The following is a 16,717-nucleotide window of genomic DNA, read 5'->3' as shown; positions in this document are numbered from 1 at the left end:
CTATTAGCCATCAATTTGACCAGCACTGAAATTCCCCCTGTAGGAGCGAGCCTGCTCGCGAAAAACGTCAGGACATCGCGTTTATTCAGAATGCGCGCGTTATCGTTAACGACCATCGCGAGCAAGCTTGCTCCTACAGTAGATCCGACCGTTACCGGGCGGTGATTTTCCAGGCCCGATGGATCTTCCCATTACGGGCAAAATCCGGATCAATGGTCTGCGCCGTGATCTCCTCGACCGCGTAACGCGCGCTGAGGTTGTCCTCCAGGACGAACTTGCGGAAGTTGTTGGAGAAGTACAACACGCCCCCCGGCGCCAGTCGGGCCATGGCCAGATCGATCAGTTGCACCTGGTCACGCTGCACGTCGAAGATCCCTTCCATGCGCTTGGAGTTGGAGAACGTCGGCGGGTCGATGAAGATCAGGTCGTACTCGTCACGGCTGGCTTCGAGCCAGGCCATCACGTCGCCCTGCTCCAGGCGGTTCTTGTCGGAAAAACCGTTCAGCGACAGGTTGCGACGCGCCCAGTCGAGGTAGGTTTTCGACAGGTCGACGCTGGTGGTGCTGCGCGCGCCGCCCTTGGCCGCGTGAACGCTGGCGGTCGCGGTGTAGCAATACAGGTTGAGGAAGCGCTTGCCGGCGGCTTCTTTCTGAATCCGCAAACGCATCGGCCGGTGGTCGAGGAACAGCCCGGTGTCGAGGTAGTCGGTGAGGTTGACCAGCAACTTCACGCCCCCTTCGTTGACCTCGACGAACTTGCCCTGCGCGGCCTGACGTTCGTACTGTTTGGTGCCGCTCTGACGTTCGCGGCGCTTGACCACCACGCGGCTCTTGTCGATGTTCAGCGCCTGCGGGATCGCGGCCAAGGCATCGAACATGCGCGCCGAGGCTTTTTCCGGGTCGATGGACTTCGGCGCGGCGTATTCCTGGACGTGGACCCAATCCTGATACAGGTCGATGGCCATGGAGTATTCCGGCATGTCGGCATCGTAGACGCGGTAGCAGTCGACGCCTTCACGCTTGACCCACTTGCCCAGCGCCTTGAGGTTTTTTTGCAGGCGATTGGCGAACATCTGCCCGCCTTCGCTCAAACGCGGTTGCTCGATCACGGGCGCGGGGGCCGCGACCGGTTTGATCGGGTTGCCGTTTTTGTTGTACTGGCGTTCCTGCGGCTCGTTCGGCGCCTGATCGTATTCCGCCTGCTCACGCTCGACCTGACGCTGTTCCGGGGTGCGACGCTCGCCGGTGACGAACTGGTCCGGCGTGACCTTGATCAGCAACAACTTGCACGGCAACGCGCCGTTCCAGAACGAATACTGTTTGTGGCTGCGGATCCCCATGCGCTTGCCCAGGTCCGGGGCGCCGGTGAACACCGCCGCTTCCCAGTTCAGGCAGGCCTGACGCAGGCGTTCGCCGAGGTTCTGGTAGAGATAGAGCAGGCTCGCCTCGTCGCCCAGACGCTCACCGTACGGCGGGTTGCAGATCACCAGGCCTTTCTGGTTCTGGTCCGGGCGCGGCTCGAAGGTGCCGACTTCGCCCTGGTAGATCTTGATCCACTCGCTCAGGCCGGCACGCTCGACGTTGTTGCGGCCCGGCTGAATCAGGCGCGGGTCGGCTTCGTAGCCGCGAATCCACAGCGGTGGCTTGGCCAGACCGGCGGCAGCACGTTCGACGGCTTCTTCGTGCAGTTTCTTCCACAGCGCCGGCACGTGACCGAGCCACGCGGTGAAGCCCCACTGCTCGCGACGCAGGTTCGGCGCCATATCGGCGGCGATCATCGCGGCTTCGACGAGGAACGTACCGACACCGCACATCGGGTCGGCCAGTGCGCCGCCTTCAGCGGCAATACGTGGCCAGCCAGAACGGATCAGGATCGCGGCCGCGAGGTTTTCCTTCAACGGCGCCGCGCCCTGCTGCAAGCGGTAACCGCGCTGGTGCAGGCTGTGGCCGGAAAGGTCGAGGGAGAGAATGGCTTCGCCACGGTCCAGGCGCAGGTGAACGCGCAGGTCCGGGTTGAGTTTGTCGATGGAAGGTCGATCGCCTTGCGGGGTGCGCAATTTGTCGACGATGGCGTCTTTGACTTTCAAGGCGCCGAAGTGGGTGTTGTCGATGCCCGAGCCATGGCCGCTGAACTCGACGGCCAGGGTGCCGTCGTTGAGCATGTGGTCTTGCCACTCGATATCGAGCACGCCGTGGTACAGGTCTTCGGCGTCCTTCATCGGGAATCGCTTGAGCACCAGCAGCACCCGGTTCGCCAGGCGCGACCACAGGCACAGGCGATAGGCGGTTTCCATGGTCGCCATGCCGCGCACGGCAGAGGTGTGCTCGCGGGCTTCTTCAAGGCCAAGCCCGACGGCTTCCTCGATGAGCAGGCCTTCAAGGCCTTTGGGGCAAGTGAGGAAGAGTTCGAATTGGTCGGACATTGGAGTTTCAGAGCCTTTGGCTAGTGGAGCGGCAACGCATTGCCGGCCCGGTTTTCAATCAGGCGCTTTTCTAAAAGAGCGCCCGCGTGGCACGAAGGTGTGCCGTCCCACCCGTGCTGCTCAGGTTAGAAGAGCTTAGATGCACGGGCAGATAAAAAAGTTGATGCAACAAAATGTCATAAGTCGACCCTTCGTCGAATAATGCCTCGGCGCAACACGAGCCATTCTCACTAAAGGATTAACTCCATCATCCTGCAGGGCGCTGATCATACAGGGCTTTGACCAATAAACACGGGACAAACATCGTGTTACTTATGGCCTTAGCATCTTTATGGTTACGTCCTTATGACAAAACGATCATTCCCTCGATGTGACGCATTGGTTAGAACTCAATACAGGTTGGCGCCACAACGGACGTCAACACCTTGGCTCGCCACGCCGGCAGCGAGCCCCCCAACGGCAGACATTTCTGCCAGACCTCGATTGAGGTCAACGCGATAATTACAGTCAACAAGTGAGGGCAACACCCTATGAGAAGACTTAAGCGTGATCCGTTGGAAAGAGCATTTTTGCGCGGATATCAATATGGCGTTGGTGGCAAATCCCGTGAGCTTTGCCCATTTACTCTACCGTCAGTACGCCAAGCCTGGATCAACGGCTGGCGAGAAGGACGCGGCGACAACTGGGACGGTATGACCGGCACTGCGGGAATCCACAGACTCAACGAACTTCACGCCGTCGGCTGACACAGGGCACACACTCCGACACGACATCCTGAATACGTAACGACTTAACACGCACGCCCCATCCGGGCGGCGGGCTTCGGCCCAGGGGCTCCTTCGAGGAGCCCTTTTTTATGCCCGTTTTTTGGCCAGACACAACCCCCTGTAGGAGCCGGCTTGCCGGCGATGGCGGTCTCGAGGACGCTATCGCCGGCAAGCCGGCTCCTACAGGTACGGGGTTCAGCGCAGGGCAGCGATGGCGTCGACGGATTCGCGAATCAACGCCGGGCCCTTGTAGATGAAGCCGGAGTAGAGCTGCACCAGGCTCGCACCCGCAGCGATTTTCTCGGCGGCGTGTTTGCCTTCGGTAATGCCGCCCACGGCGATGATCGGCAAGCGACCACCCAATTCCGCTGCCAGCACCTTCACGGTGTGGGTGCTCTTGTCGCGAACCGGAGCACCGGACAAGCCGCCCGCCTCGTCACCGTACTCCATGCCTTCGACACCGACACGACTCAGGGTGGTGTTGGTGGCGATCACCGCGTCCATCCCGGTTTCGATCAGCGCCTGGGCCACTTGCGCGGTTTCTTCGTCCGACATGTCCGGCGCGATCTTGATCGCCAGCGGCACATGCTTGCCGTGGCGCAGCGCCAGTTCCGCACGGCGGGTGGCCAGGTCGGCCAGCAACTGCTTGAGCGAATCACCGAATTGCAGGCTGCGCAGGCCCGGCGTGTTCGGCGAGCTGACGTTGACCGTCACATAGCTGGCGTGGGCGTACACCTTGTCGAGGCAGATCAGGTAATCGTCAACGGCACGCTCGACCGGGGTGTCGAAGTTCTTGCCGATGTTGATCCCCAGCACGCCCTTGTACTTGGCCGCAGCCACGCGGGCCAGCAGGTGATCGACACCGAGGTTGTTGAAGCCCATGCGGTTGATGATCGCTTCAGCTTCGGGCAGGCGGAAAATCCGTGGTTTCGGATTGCCCGGCTGCGGACGCGGCGTGATGGTGCCGATTTCGACAAAACCGAAACCCAACTGGGCAAAACCGTCGATGGCCGCGCCATTCTTGTCCAGACCCGCCGCCAGACCGACCGGGTTCGGGAAATCGAGGCCCATGACGTTGACCGGCATCTTCGCCGGCGCCTTGCACAGCAAGCCGTTGAGGCCCAAACGCCCGCCCGCGCCGATCAGGTCCAGGGACAGATCGTGGGAGGTTTCCGGGGAAAGTTTGAACAACAGCTGACGGGCCAGGGTGTACATGGGCGGTTTTGACTCGAATGGCGGCGAAATGAGGCGGCGATTATAGCCGGGCATCGGGGTCGCAAGCGAGGCGCGCGAGAAAATCAGCGGGCGATGGCATATGCCTTGCACCGACCAAGGCATATGCACTCATGCCAACGTCGGAATGAGTTGAAAGACAAAGGCGTCGTCACCCGGCTTTGCTCGCGCGAAGGCCCGGGACGGCGCTTTTTTTTGGAAGGTGTTTTGCCATGAATGAAACCACGACGAGCCCGCTGGCCTGGGTCAACGGCAGCGATGCCCCGGAAAAGACCGACATCAACCTTGGCTTCATGGCCCTCAGTGACTGTGCGTCAGTGGTGGTTGCCGCCACCCAGGGTTTTGCCCAGCCTTACGGGCTGACCTTGAATCTAAAGCGCCAGTCTTCCTGGGCCAACCTGCGGGACAAACTGGTCAGCGGCGAACTGGATGCCGCACATAGCCTGTACGGTTTGATGTACGCCGTGCACCTGGGCATCGGCGGCGTCGCCCCCACCGACATGGCGGTGCTCATGGGCCTGAACCAGAACGGCCAGAGCATCAACCTGTCTCACGGTTTGCAGGCCCAGGGCGTGACCGGTCCTGAAGCACTCGACCGCCACGTGCACCAAACTCGCCCAAAACTCACCTTTGCCCAGACCTTCCCGACCGGGACCCATGCCATGTGGCTGTATTACTGGCTGGCGAGCCAGGGCATTCATCCGCTGCACGACGTCGACAGCGTGGTGGTGCCACCGCCGCAAATGGTCGCGCACCTGCAAGCAGGGCGAATCGACGGTTTCTGCGTGGGCGAACCCTGGTCCGCCAGCGCGGTGAAACAGAACCTCGGCTTCACCATGGCGACCACCCAGACCATCTGGCCCGACCACCCGGAAAAGGTCCTCGGCTGCACCCGCGCCTTCGTCGAGCAATACCCCAACACCGCCCGAGCGCTGGTGATGGCGATCCTGCAAGCCAGCCGCTTCATCGAAGACAGCACCGAAAACCGCCGCAGCACCGCGCAGTTGTTGAGCGCCCCGGAATACCTCGATGCCCCGCTCGATTGCATCGAACCGCGCTTGCTCGGTGATTACGCCGACGGCCTCGGCAATCGCTGGCAAGACCCGCACGCGCTGCGTTTCCATGGCGCTGGCGAGGTCAACCTGCCTTACCTGTCCGATGGCATGTGGTTCATGACCCAGTTCCGCCGCTGGGGTTTGTTGCGCGACGATCCGGACTACCTCGCGGTGGCCCGTCAGGTCCAGCAACTAGACTTGTACCGTGAGGCCGCCAACGCTATCGGTGTTGCCTCCTCCGGCCAGGAAATGCGCAGCAGCCAACTGATCGACGGCAAAATCTGGGAAGGCAGCGACCCGGCCGGTTATGCCCGCAGTTTCAAGCTGCACGCCATGAGCGACAGCTCGCCCCTACTCGCCAGCCGCTGACAGGAGACTGCGAACATGTTGCGTATCCTGCTGATCAACGACACCGCGAAAAAAGTCGGCCGCTTGAAGGCCGCCCTGACCGAAGCCGGCTTCGAGGTCATCGACGAGTCCGGCCTGACCATCGACCTGCCCGCGCGCGTCGAAACGGTGCGTCCGGACGTGATCCTGATCGATACCGAGTCACCGAGCCGCGATGTGATGGAGCAAGTGGTGCTGGTGAGCCGAGACCAGCCACGGCCGATCGTGATGTTTACCGATGAACACAACCCCGATGTGATGCGCCAGGCGATCAAGTCCGGGGTCAGCGCCTACATCGTCGAAGGCATTCACGCACAACGCCTGCAGCCGATTCTCGACGTTGCCATGGCGCGCTTCGAAAGCGACCAGGCCCTGCGCGCGCAACTGCACGCCCGTGACCAGCAACTGGCCGAGCGCAAGCGGATCGAGCTGGCCAAGGGGCTGTTGATGAAGATGAAGGACTGCAACGAAGAAGAGGCCTACACCCTGATGCGCCGCCAGGCCATGAGCCGGCAGCAGAAGCTGATTCAGGTGGCGGAGCAGATTATTGCGATGAGTGAGCTGCTCGGCTGAAATCCTGCGGTGATTGCTACATTGCCATCGCCGGCAAGCCGGTCTCGCTCCCACAATGGATCTTCATTGCTCATACAATTTGTGTGCGATCAAAATCCCTGTGGGAGCGAGCCTGCTCGCGATGGGCGCGCCTCGGTCCCGGATTGTTGGCACAAATCTCGCTAAGCATTCACCACAGGTAACCAACGGCGGTTGCCCCACCTACGACAAAGACGTCGCTCACCTCATTTGCCCATGGCGAATCCGGTGGCGGCGTTTTTTTGTTTTGGCCCCATAGACCGGGGCCGGTGGTGCGGCCGTTGCGGCGCCCCACCTGCAAGCTCATGACTCCTTTTTCGAGACGACTCACAGCTGAGGTGCGCGATGAATTCAAGCTTCTGGAAATCCGGCCATACCCCGACCCTGTTCGCGGCCTTCCTCTATTTCGACCTGAGCTTCATGGTCTGGTACCTGCTCGGCCCGCTGGCGGTACAGATTGCCGGCGACCTGCACCTGACCACCCAGCAACGCGGCATGGTCGTGGCCACGCCGATTCTGGCCGGTGCCGTGTTGCGCTTCATCATGGGCATGCTCGCCGATCGTCTGTCACCGAAAACCGCCGGGCTGATCGGCCAGGTGATCGTCATCTGCGCCCTGTTTGGCGCCTGGAAACTCGGCATCCACACTTACGAGCAGGCGCTGCTGCTGGGCCTGTTCCTCGGCATGGCCGGCGCGTCGTTCGCCGTGGCCCTGCCGCTGGCGTCGCAATGGTATCCGCCGCAGCACCAAGGCAAGGCCATGGGCATCGCCGGGGCCGGTAATTCGGGCACCGTGCTGGCGGCGCTGATCGCGCCGGTGCTGGCGGCAGCGTTTGGCTGGAGCAACGTGTTCGGCTTCGCGTTGATCCCGCTGATCCTGACCCTCATCGTGTTCGCCTGGTTGGCGAAAAACGCGCCTGAGCGACCAAAAGCCAAGTCGGTGTCCGACTACTTCAAGGCCCTCGGCGACCGTGACAGCTGGTGGTTCATGTTTTTCTACAGCGTGACCTTCGGCGGCTTCATCGGCCTGGCCAGCGCCCTGCCCGGCTACTTCAACGACCAATATGGCCTGAGCCCGGTGACCGCCGGTTACTACACCGCAGCCTGTGTGTTTGGCGGCAGTCTGATGCGCCCGCTGGGCGGCGCACTGGCCGACCGTTTCGGCGGGATTCGCACACTGCTGGGGATGTATACGGTGGCGGCGATCTGCATCGCCGCGGTGGGATTCAACTTGCCAAGTTCTTACGCGGCGCTGGCACTGTTCGTTTGCACCATGCTCGGTCTGGGCGCGGGTAACGGCGCGGTTTTCCAACTGGTGCCGCAGCGTTTCCGTCGCGAGATCGGTGTGATGACCGGCCTGATCGGCATGGCCGGTGGCATCGGCGGCTTCGCCCTGGCGGCCGGCATGGGCGCGATCAAGCAAAGTACCGGCAGCTATCAACTGGCGCTGTGGTTGTTCGCCAGCCTTGGCGTTCTCGCCTGGTTCGGCCTGCACGGTGTGAAACGTCGCTGGAGAACCACCTGGGGTTCGGCCGCTGTGACCGCCGCTCGGGTGTGAGGGCCGAATGAGCCTGCAACTGAGTTTCGCCGAAGCCAGCGCCATCGGCCCGCGCGAGGAGAACCAGGACGCCCTGCGCCTGGTCACTCCGGCGCCGGCACTGGCGGCGAGCAAGGGTTACCTGTTCGCCATCGCCGACGGTGTCAGCCAATGCGCCGATGGCGGCCTCGCCGCCCGTTCGACCTTGCAGGCGCTGGCGCTGGACTACTACGCCACCCCGGAAACCTGGGGTGTCGCCCAGGCACTCGATCGCTTGCTGCTGGCGCAGAATCGCTGGTTGCAGGCCAACGGCGGCGGGCAACCGCTGCTCACCACCGTCAGTGCCCTGGTCATGCGCGGCCGGCGTTTCACCCTGGCCCATGTCGGTGATTGCCGGGTGTATCGCTGGCACGCGGATCAGTTGCAACGGGTCAGCGAGGATCACGTCTGGGACCAGCCGGGCATGCAGCATGTGCTCAAGCGTGCACTGGGTCTGGATCAACACCTGGTGCTGGATTTCCTCGATGGCGAGTTGCGTCTGGATGAGAGTTTCGTGCTGCTCAGCGATGGCATCTGGGCCGTGCTGGGGGACACCGCGATTGCCGCAATCCTGCGCGATCAACCGGATTTGCACAGCGCCGCGCAAACCCTGGTGAACGCGGCGCATCTGGCGGGCAGTCAGGACAATGCCAGCGCATTGCTGGTGCGGGTCGATGCCCTCGGTGAAACGAGCATCGGCGATGCGCTGATTCATTCGCAGCAATGGCCACTGCCGCCTGCACTGAAAGGGGGTCAGGTCTTCGAAGGCTGGCAGGTCGAAGGGATTCTCGGCCAGAGCCAGCAGTCGCTGTTGTATCGGGTGCGTGATGCCCAGCAACAACCGTGGCTGCTGAAGACCCTGCCCCTTGCCCTGCGCGACGATCACCTGGCCGGGCAAGCGCTGCTGTCGGAAGAATGGTTTCTCAAGCGTGTAGCCGGGCGGCATTTTCCTGAAGTCCATGCCGCCGGCCAGCGTCAGCATTTGTACTACGTGATGCGTGAATATTCCGGTTCGACCCTGGCACAACTGGCGCAGCGCACCACAACGCTACCGCTGGCCCAATGGCAGGGTCTGGCGGAACGCCTGCTGCGGGCGGTGGGCATGCTGCATCGACGGCAGATCATCCACCGCGACATCAAACCGGAAAACCTGCTGCTCGGGGACGACGGCGAGCTGCGCCTGCTGGACTTCGGCCTCGCTTATTGCCCCGGCCTGTCCGAAGACCAGCCATCCGCCCTGCCCGGCACGCCGAGCTACATCGCGCCCGAAGCGTTTCGCGGTGATCCGCCATCGCCGCAACAGGACCTGTATGCGGTGGGCGTGACCTTGTATTTCCTGCTGACCGGGCACTACCCCTACGGTGAAATCGAAGCGTTCCAGCGACCCCGGTTCGGGGTGCCGGTCAGTGCCAGTCGCTACCGGCCCGATTTGCCCGAATGGATTGCGCAGAGTCTGGAACGGGCTGTGGCGGCGGCACCAGGTGAGCGGTTTGAAACGGCAGAAGAATGGTTGTTGCTGCTGGAACAAGGCGAACGACGCAGTTTGAGCTTGCGGCCCAGGCCATTGCTGGAGCGCGAGCCGCTGAAGGTTTGGCGGACGTTGGCGTTGGTGTCGCTGGTGGTGAATCTGGTGCTGCTGGTTTTAGTGTTTCATAGCTGAAACCGAGTCGAGGCCATCACCGGCAAGCCGGTCTCGCTCCCACATTTGTAACGCATTCCCCTGTAGGAGCGAGCCTGCTCGCGATGGCGGACTGACATTCACTCTGGCCCCCTCAGCAATCCGCTCCAATAACGGGCAACACGCTTCGATTCGGTGCAATCCAATCGCTCAATCCAGCAGACAAACCCAGTAAACCGGGCTCCGGGTAACTTGGCACAACCACTGCATTACCTCTCCCAACTTACATAAAGCCCAGCCTTCAACGACGAAGGCCGGGCTTCCCGAGAACGGGAACAGGACAAAGGCGTCCTGCCAGGCAACTGGCGGGACGCCTTTTTTGTTTGCGCAGCATTTGTCGAGCACGGCCCGAGCTCCCCGGAGAACCTGATGAAAAAACTCAAACTGGTGATGATCGGCAACGGCATGGCCGGGGTTCGCACCCTGGAAGAACTGCTCAAGCTGAGCGGCGATCTGTACGACATCACGGTCTTCGGCGCCGAACCTCACGCCAACTACAACCGAATCCTGCTGTCGCCGGTATTGGCCGGCGAACAAAGCTTCGACGAGATCGTGCTCAACGACCTGGACTGGTACCTGGACAACCACATCAAGTTACTGCTCAACCGCAAAGTGGTGGAGATCGACCGGATCAAACGCCGGGTCATCGCCGAAGACGGCACCGTGGCCGAGTATGACCGCCTGCTGATCGCCACCGGTTCAACCCCGTTCATCCTGCCGATCCCGGGCAATACGTTGCAGGGCGTGATCGGCTACCGCGACATCGCCGACACCCAGGTCATGATCGACACCGCAAAAACCCACCGTCACGCCGTCGTCATCGGCGGCGGCTTGCTCGGTCTGGAAGCGGCGAACGGCCTGATGCTGCGTGGCATGCACGTCACCGTGGTGCACAACGGCGAGTGGCTGCTGGAGCGGCAACTGGATCGCACCAGCGGCCAGATGTTGCAAACCGCGCTGGAAGCCCGTGGCCTGCATTTCCGGCTTCGCGAACAAACCCGAGCCCTGCACGATGCCGGTAACGGGCGGGTCGGCTCGGTCGAATTCAGCAACGGCGACATCATTCCCGCCGACCTGGTGGTGATGGCCGCAGGCATTCGCCCCGCGATCGAACTCGCGGAGAAGGCCGGCCTGCCCTGCAATCGCGGGATTCTGGTCAATGACACGATGCAAACCTACGATCCGCGGATCTACGCCATCGGCGAATGCGCCAGCCACCGCGGTATTGCCTATGGCCTGGTCGCGCCGTTGTTCGAACAGGCCAAGGTCTGCGCCAACCACCTCGCGCGCCTGGGCTTCGCCACTTACAAGGGCTCGGTGACCTCGACCAAACTGAAAGTCACCGGCATCGACCTGTTTTCCGCCGGCGACTTCATGGGCGGCGAAGGCACTGAAACCATTACCCTCTCCGATCCCGTCAGCGGCATTTACAAGAAGCTGGTGATCAAGGATGACGTGCTGGTCGGCGCCTGCCTGTACGGTGATACCGCGGATGGCGGTTGGTATTTCGGTCAGATCCGTGGGAATCACGACATCGGCGAGCTGCGCGATCATTTGATGTTCGGTGAAACCCTGCAGGAAGCCAGCTGATGAACCGCCAGACCACCGCTTCCACTTGCTGCTATTGCGGAGTGGGCTGTGGCGTGCTGATCGAGCATGACGGCGAGCGCATTCTCGGCGTCAGCGGCGATCCGGCCCACCCGGCCAATTTCGGCAAACTGTGCAGTAAAGGTTCGACCCTGCACTTGACCGGCGACCTCACCGCCCGGGCGTTGTACCCGGAACTGCGCCTCGGCAAAGGCCTCGCGCGCAGCCGCACCGATTGGGACACCGCGCTCGATCACGCCGCCAGCGTCTTCGCCAAAACCATCGCCGAACACGGCCCGGACAGCGTGGCGTTCTACATTTCCGGGCAACTGCTCACCGAGGATTACTACAGCTTCAACAAACTGGCGCGAGCGCTGGTGGGCACCAACAACATCGACAGCAATTCCCGGCTGTGCATGTCCTCGGCGGTGGTCGGCTACAAGCGCAGCCTCGGCGCCGATGCACCGCCGTGCAGCTACGAAGACCTGGAATCGAGCGACTGCGTAATGATCGTCGGCAGCAACATGGCCTTCGCCCACCCGGTATTGTTTCGTCGCCTCGAAGAAGCCAAATCCCGCCGGCCAGAGATGAAAGTCATCGTCATTGACCCACGTCGTACGGACACCTGCGATCTGGCCGACCTGCATCTGGCGATTCTTCCCGGCACCGATGTCGCGTTGTTCCATGGGATTTTGTACCTGTTGCTGTGGGAAGGCTGGATCGACCGTGACTTCATCGCGGCCCACACCGAAGGCCTGGCGGAACTGAAAGACCTGGTGCGCGATTACACGCCACCCATGGTGGCGCAGCTGTGCGGGATCGGCGTCGAGCAACTGCAGCAATGTGCCGAGTGGGTCGGCACCTCACCGAGTTTCCTGTCGTTGTGGTGCATGGGGTTGAACCAGTCCACCGCCGGCAGTGCGAAAAACAGCGCGCTGATCAACCTGCACCTCGCCACCGGGCAAATTGGTCGACCGGGAGCAGGACCTTTCTCCCTGACCGGTCAGCCGAATGCCATGGGTGGTCGCGAAACCGGCAGCCTGTCGAACCTGCTGCCGGGCCATCGTGAAGCGGCCAACGCCGAACACCGCGCGGAAGTGGCGGCGTACTGGGGTGTGGAGCAACTGCCTGAAATCACCGGGCTCACTGCGATCGAATTGTTTGAGCAGGTGCGCAACGGCACCATCAAGGCTCTGTGGATAGCCTGCACCAACCCCGCACAATCGATGCCGGACCAGACCGCCGTGCGCGCCGCGCTGCAGGCCTGCCCGTTCGTGGTCCTGCAGGAAGCCTTTCGTACCACTGAAACCGCCGGGTTTGCCGACTTGTTATTGCCCGCCGCCAGTTGGGGTGAAAAGGACGGCACGGTAACCAACTCCGAGCGGCGGATTTCCCACGTCCGAAGGGCGATCGTCGCACCCGGTGAAGCGCGTTCCGACTGGGCGATCACGGTGGATTTCGCACAGCGCCTGGAAAAACATCTGCGCCCTGGCCAGGCGAGCCTGTTTGCGTTCGATAAACCGGCGCAGATCTTCGATGAGTACAAGCAGCTGACCCGCGGCCGCGACCTGGATTTGTCCGGTATCAGCCACGACCTGATCGACCGCCTCGGCCCTCAGCAATGGCCATTCCCCGTCGGTGCGGAAGAAGGCACGGCCCGACTGTACGTGGACGGCGTCTTCCCCACTGCCAACGGGCGGGCACGTTTTATCGCCGATCCCTTCCGTGCCGCGCGGGAACAACGCGACGGGCAATTTCCGCTGACCCTGATCACCGGCCGCCTGCGGGATCAATGGCACGGCATGAGCCGCACCGGCACGGCCGCGCAATTGTTCGGTCATGTCAGCGAAGCCGTGCTGAGCCTGCACCCGGATGAACTGCAACGCCACGGGCTGCAACCGGGCGAACTGGTCAGCCTGAAAAGCCGTCGCGGCGCGGTGATCGTCGCCGTCGGCAGTGACGACAGCGTGCGGCCGGGCCAGGCGTTTCTGCCCATGCACTGGGGGGATCGCTTTCTGAAGGGCGGGGTCAATGGCATCACCCAACCGGCGTTTGACCCACTGTCGAAACAACCGGAACTCAAACACACCGGCGTCCGGCTCGACCCTGTGGATCTGCAATGGAAATTTTTCGCCCTCATTGAAGGCGATGTCCAACAGCATTTTGAGACGCTACGACCGCTGTGCGAGGCGTTTTCCTACGTCAGCCTCAGCTTGGCCGGCCGAGAACGCCCTGCGCTGCTTATACGCGCTGCCAGCGCCTTCGCGCCCGATCCGCAATTGCTGCGTGAGATCGATCAGTGCCTTGGGCTCAACGAAGGGCCGGTCATGGCCTACGACGATCCGCGGCGCTCAATCGGTAAACGGGTACGGATCGAAGGGGACCGGATCACCGCGATTCGCCTCGCCGGTGAAACCCTCGCCCAGTACTGGCTACAGGACCTTTGGCTGGAAGGCCGCGTCGATGAACAACTGCGGCGCTGGCTGCTCGCGCCGCTGAGTGCGCCACCGGGTAACACCAGCGCGCCGACCGCCGGCTCCAAAACCCTGTGCAATTGTAAGAACGTCAGCCAGGGCGCGGTCTGCGCCGGTATTCGTCGAGGCCTGGATTTGCAGGGCTTGAAACAGGAATTGGGCTGCGGCACGCAATGCGGCTCCTGCGTCCCGGAAATCAAACGCTTGCTGGCTGCCACCGCGCAGCCGATCGCCGTCATCTCATGAGGAAAACACTATGAGCGCAAAAGTCTGGCTGGTGGGTGCGGGCCCGGGCGATCCGGAATTGTTGACCTTGAAAGCCGTTCGAGCGTTGAGCGAAGCGGATGTGGTGTTGATCGACGATCTGGTGAACGAGGCCGTGCTGGAGCATTGCGCCGAGGCGCGGATCATTCCCGTGGGCAAACGTGGTGGCTGTCGCTCGACGCCCCAGGCGTTCATTCATCGACTGATGCTGCGTTACGCCCGCCAGGGAAAATGCGTGGCGCGGCTCAAGGGCGGTGATCCGTGCATATTTGGCCGGGGCGGTGAAGAAGCGCAGTGGCTGCGTGAACGCGGGATCGAGGTCGAAATGGTCAATGGCATCACTGCGGGGCTGGCCGGAGCGACACACTGCGATATCCCGTTGACCCTGCGCGGTGTTGCCCGTGGTGTAACGCTGGTGACGGCACATACGCAGGATGGCAGCAGCCTGAACTGGCAGGCGCTGGCCCAAAGTGGCACGACACTGGTGGTGTACATGGGCGTGGCGAAACTGAGTGAAATTCGTGAGCAATTGCTCGCCGGAGGGATGGCAGCGGATACGCCAGTGGCGATGATTGAAAACGCATCGTTGCCGCAGCAGCGCGAGTGTCGGAGTGATCTGACAGCGATGGAAGAAGATGCCTGCGCCTTTGAGCTGAAAAGCCCAGCGATTCTGGTCATCGGTGCCGTAGCGGCACTCTCTGACACCTGTAGGAGCCAGCTTGCTGGCGAAAAACCCGAGACCGCCGCGGGGTGTCAGGCTTAACGCGTAATCGTTGACGACCATCGCCGGCAAGCCGGTTCCTACAGGATCCGGGTGATCCGGGCACCGGTGATCCAGCGATCCAGGTCATACAAAACCCAAATCGCAGGCAAAGAAAAGCCCGGCCTAAGCCGGGCTTTTCTCAGAGCTGCGGGCTAATTACTTAGCTTGAGCTTCAACCTGCGCTTCTACGCGACGGTTAACAGCGCGACCAGCTTCAGTTTTGTTGTCAGCAACTGGGCGGGATTCGCCGTAGCCAACAGACTGAACGCGGGACGATTCAACACCGTACTGGTTGGTCAGAACTTGCTTAACGGCGTTTGCACGACGCTCGGACAGTTTCTGGTTGTAAGCGTCAGGACCGACGGAGTCAGTGTGACCTTCAACAGTAGTGGTGGTGGATGGGTACTGCTTCATGAAGTCAGCCAGGTTCTTGATGTCGCCGTAGCTGTTGGTTTTAACAACAGATTTGTCGAAATCGAACTTAACGTCCAGCTCAACACGAACGACTTCGGCAACTGCTGGGCAGCCATCAGCGTCAACAGTTACGTTGGCTGGGGTGTCCGGGCACTTGTCAACGTTGTCGCAAACGCCGTCGTTGTCGCTGTCGGAGCAGACTTCAGCCGGTGCTGGAACTGGAGCAGCAGCTGGCTTGGAGCCGCCACCGAAGTTCACACCGATACCGACGCTAGGAGCCCACTCGGTGTCGCCCTGGTCGATGTTGTACTGAGCTTCAACGCCGGCACGGGCGTAGAAGTTGTCTGTGAAGTACAGCTTGGCACCGCCGCCAACGTTGGCGAAGGTGGAACCGTTACGACCACCGCGAGCGTCTTGACCGATGCTCTGATCGGAGAAACCGGCCGAAACGTACGGACGCAGCATGTCGCCTGGGTTGTTGAAGTGGTACAGAGCATCCAGGGCAGTGTTGGAGCCTTTGATGTTCTTGCCAGAATCGCTACGAACGTTGTGCACTTCGTCGTAGCCCAGACGCAGTTCAACGTCGTCGGTCAGGAAGTAACCAACCGAACCACCGAACAGGTTGCCGTCGTTTTTGAAATCGCGCTGGCTGTCATAGTACTCTTTCTTGGCGAAGCCTTCGATTTCAACTGCGCCTTGGCCTTGTGCCAGTGCGCCGATCGAAGTGGCCGCAATAAGAGAACCAATGGCCAAGCCCAAGGTGTTTTTCAGTTTCATCCGTTAAATCCCCATCTGGTGATTGTGAAGCAGTCCCGCAAACCGGGGGACAACTCGGCGGCAAGTCTAACAGAACTTGCCTACACGTAAGAGATATTTGCGCCGAACTAAGTTTCAGCAATGCCTGCAAATTTCTCACGCAATTTATCTAGAGCGCGTTTGTAACGCATTTTTGTTGCACTCAAACCCATGTGCATGATGTCTGCGATCTCTTGAAACTCCAGCTCTGCGACAAATCGTAGCACCAGAATTTCACGGTCGATCGGGTTCACATACACCAGCCAGCGATCAAGTCCGCCCTTCTCCTCGGGTTTCGGCGTCTTTTCTTCAGACGCTTCCTCGAGGGGGTCAAGACTCAACGCGTCCATCAAGCGACGCTTTCGCCGTTCCTTCCGATACTGCGTGATGCATTCGTTGTAAGTGATGCTATATAGCCATGTCTTGAACTTCGATTTCCCCTCGAAGTTCTTCAGTCCATACAGCACCTTCAACATCACTTCCTGACAGACATCGTCCGCGTCGCGATCGTTCCCAAGATATCGTGCACAGACGTTAAATAATGTTCGTTGGTAACGCCGCATCAATTCTTCATAGGCGCGCGTCACGTGAAACAGCTCGGTATGCGAGCGCGCGACCAACTCCTCATCAGAGAGCTCGCGGGGGTCGTAGCGCGTGGAGAGCGATTGAGCTTTATTCAAAACAAGTCGGGCCGACAGTCAGGTCAATGTCC

Annotated in this window: 11 protein-coding genes and 1 pseudogene; 8 read left to right on the top strand and 4 right to left on the bottom strand. The window is 61.3% G+C overall.

The genetic code is table 11. The features are described from left to right. Positions 1-151: 151 nt before the first annotated feature. Positions 152-2,422: a bifunctional 23S rRNA (guanine(2069)-N(7))-methyltransferase RlmK/23S rRNA (guanine(2445)-N(2))-methyltransferase RlmL gene (rlmKL, locus tag ACF6ZU_RS21630; RefSeq protein WP_392886820.1), complete on the bottom strand. Its 2,271-nt coding sequence runs from the start codon at positions 2,420-2,422 to the stop codon at positions 152-154. Positions 2,423-2,952: 530 nt separating this feature from the next. On the opposite strand from rlmKL, the gene rmf reads away from it, so the two are divergent. Further along, positions 2,953-3,168, top strand: coding sequence for a ribosome modulation factor (rmf, locus tag ACF6ZU_RS21625; RefSeq protein ID WP_003223300.1), 216 nt, complete (start codon positions 2,953-2,955; stop codon positions 3,166-3,168). Positions 3,169-3,384: 216 nt separating this feature from the next. Here the strand turns inward: rmf and ACF6ZU_RS21620 are convergent, their stop codons facing one another. Next, positions 3,385-4,404 carry a quinone-dependent dihydroorotate dehydrogenase gene (locus ACF6ZU_RS21620; RefSeq protein WP_392886811.1) on the bottom strand — a complete coding sequence of 340 codons (1,020 nt, stop codon included), beginning with the start codon at positions 4,402-4,404 and terminating at the stop codon, positions 3,385-3,387. A 230-nt stretch (positions 4,405-4,634) separates the two neighbouring features. On the opposite strand from ACF6ZU_RS21620, the gene ACF6ZU_RS21615 reads away from it, so the two are divergent. From ACF6ZU_RS21615 to cobA, 7 genes and pseudogenes are all read left to right on the top strand, one after another. Then, positions 4,635-5,846, top strand: a complete 1,212-nt coding sequence (locus ACF6ZU_RS21615) for a CmpA/NrtA family ABC transporter substrate-binding protein (protein WP_392886809.1) — start codon at positions 4,635-4,637, stop codon at positions 5,844-5,846. Positions 5,847-5,861: 15 nt separating this feature from the next. Beyond that, entirely contained in the window at positions 5,862-6,437 is a 576-nt protein-coding gene (locus tag ACF6ZU_RS21610) for an ANTAR domain-containing response regulator (RefSeq protein ID WP_392886807.1), read from the top strand. A 363-nt stretch (positions 6,438-6,800) separates the two neighbouring features. Beyond that, positions 6,801-8,012, top strand: coding sequence for a nitrate/nitrite transporter (locus ACF6ZU_RS21605; RefSeq protein WP_392886805.1), 1,212 nt, complete (start codon positions 6,801-6,803; stop codon positions 8,010-8,012). A 7-nt stretch (positions 8,013-8,019) separates the two neighbouring features. Then, positions 8,020-9,690, top strand: a complete 1,671-nt coding sequence (locus ACF6ZU_RS21600; protein ID WP_392886803.1) for a protein kinase — start codon at positions 8,020-8,022, stop codon at positions 9,688-9,690. Between the two features lie 387 nt (positions 9,691-10,077). Further along, positions 10,078-11,277: pseudogene (locus tag ACF6ZU_RS21595) on the top strand (NAD(P)/FAD-dependent oxidoreductase); the annotation flags it as partial. A 20-nt stretch (positions 11,278-11,297) separates the two neighbouring features. Beyond that, positions 11,298-14,015, top strand: a complete 2,718-nt coding sequence (locus ACF6ZU_RS21590; protein WP_392886801.1) for a molybdopterin-dependent oxidoreductase — start codon at positions 11,298-11,300, stop codon at positions 14,013-14,015. A 10-nt stretch (positions 14,016-14,025) separates the two neighbouring features. Continuing rightward, positions 14,026-14,796, top strand: coding sequence for a uroporphyrinogen-III C-methyltransferase (gene cobA / locus ACF6ZU_RS21585; RefSeq protein WP_392886800.1), 771 nt, complete (start codon positions 14,026-14,028; stop codon positions 14,794-14,796). Positions 14,797-14,952: 156 nt separating this feature from the next. On the opposite strand, the gene ACF6ZU_RS21580 is transcribed toward cobA, so the two are convergent. Together ACF6ZU_RS21580 and sigX are read right to left on the bottom strand one after the other, a co-directional pair. Then, positions 14,953-15,987, bottom strand: a complete 1,035-nt coding sequence (locus ACF6ZU_RS21580; RefSeq protein WP_392886798.1) for an OmpA family protein — start codon at positions 15,985-15,987, stop codon at positions 14,953-14,955. Between the two features lie 107 nt (positions 15,988-16,094). After that, entirely contained in the window at positions 16,095-16,685 is a 591-nt protein-coding gene (gene sigX, locus ACF6ZU_RS21575; RefSeq protein WP_032834987.1) for an RNA polymerase sigma factor SigX, read from the bottom strand. Positions 16,686-16,717: the final 32 nt, after the last annotated feature.

This window comes from Pseudomonas migulae (assembly GCF_043225285.1).
Classification (GTDB): Bacteria; Pseudomonadota; Gammaproteobacteria; order Pseudomonadales; family Pseudomonadaceae; genus Aquipseudomonas; species Aquipseudomonas migulae_C.
The sequence above is the reverse complement of the archived record's forward strand: the minus strand, read 5'-3'. Positions and strand labels throughout refer to the sequence as shown.

Bases quoted from the DNA above. Each gene is read 5' to 3' on its own strand.
- rlmKL (WP_392886820.1), bottom strand. From the start codon at position 2,422: ATGTCCGACCAATTCGAACTCTTCCTCACTTGCCCCAAAGGCCTTGAA.
- rmf (WP_003223300.1), top strand. From the start codon at position 2,953: ATGAGAAGACTTAAGCGTGATCCGTTGGAAAGAGCATTTTTGCGCGGA.
- ACF6ZU_RS21620 (WP_392886811.1), bottom strand. From the start codon at position 4,404: ATGTACACCCTGGCCCGTCAGCTGTTGTTCAAACTTTCCCCGGAAACC.
- ACF6ZU_RS21615 (WP_392886809.1), top strand. From the start codon at position 4,635: ATGAATGAAACCACGACGAGCCCGCTGGCCTGGGTCAACGGCAGCGAT.
- ACF6ZU_RS21610 (WP_392886807.1), top strand. From the start codon at position 5,862: ATGTTGCGTATCCTGCTGATCAACGACACCGCGAAAAAAGTCGGCCGC.
- ACF6ZU_RS21605 (WP_392886805.1), top strand. From the start codon at position 6,801: ATGAATTCAAGCTTCTGGAAATCCGGCCATACCCCGACCCTGTTCGCG.
- ACF6ZU_RS21600 (WP_392886803.1), top strand. From the start codon at position 8,020: ATGAGCCTGCAACTGAGTTTCGCCGAAGCCAGCGCCATCGGCCCGCGC.
- ACF6ZU_RS21590 (WP_392886801.1), top strand. From the start codon at position 11,298: ATGAACCGCCAGACCACCGCTTCCACTTGCTGCTATTGCGGAGTGGGC.
- cobA (WP_392886800.1), top strand. From the start codon at position 14,026: ATGAGCGCAAAAGTCTGGCTGGTGGGTGCGGGCCCGGGCGATCCGGAA.
- ACF6ZU_RS21580 (WP_392886798.1), bottom strand. From the start codon at position 15,987: ATGAAACTGAAAAACACCTTGGGCTTGGCCATTGGTTCTCTTATTGCG.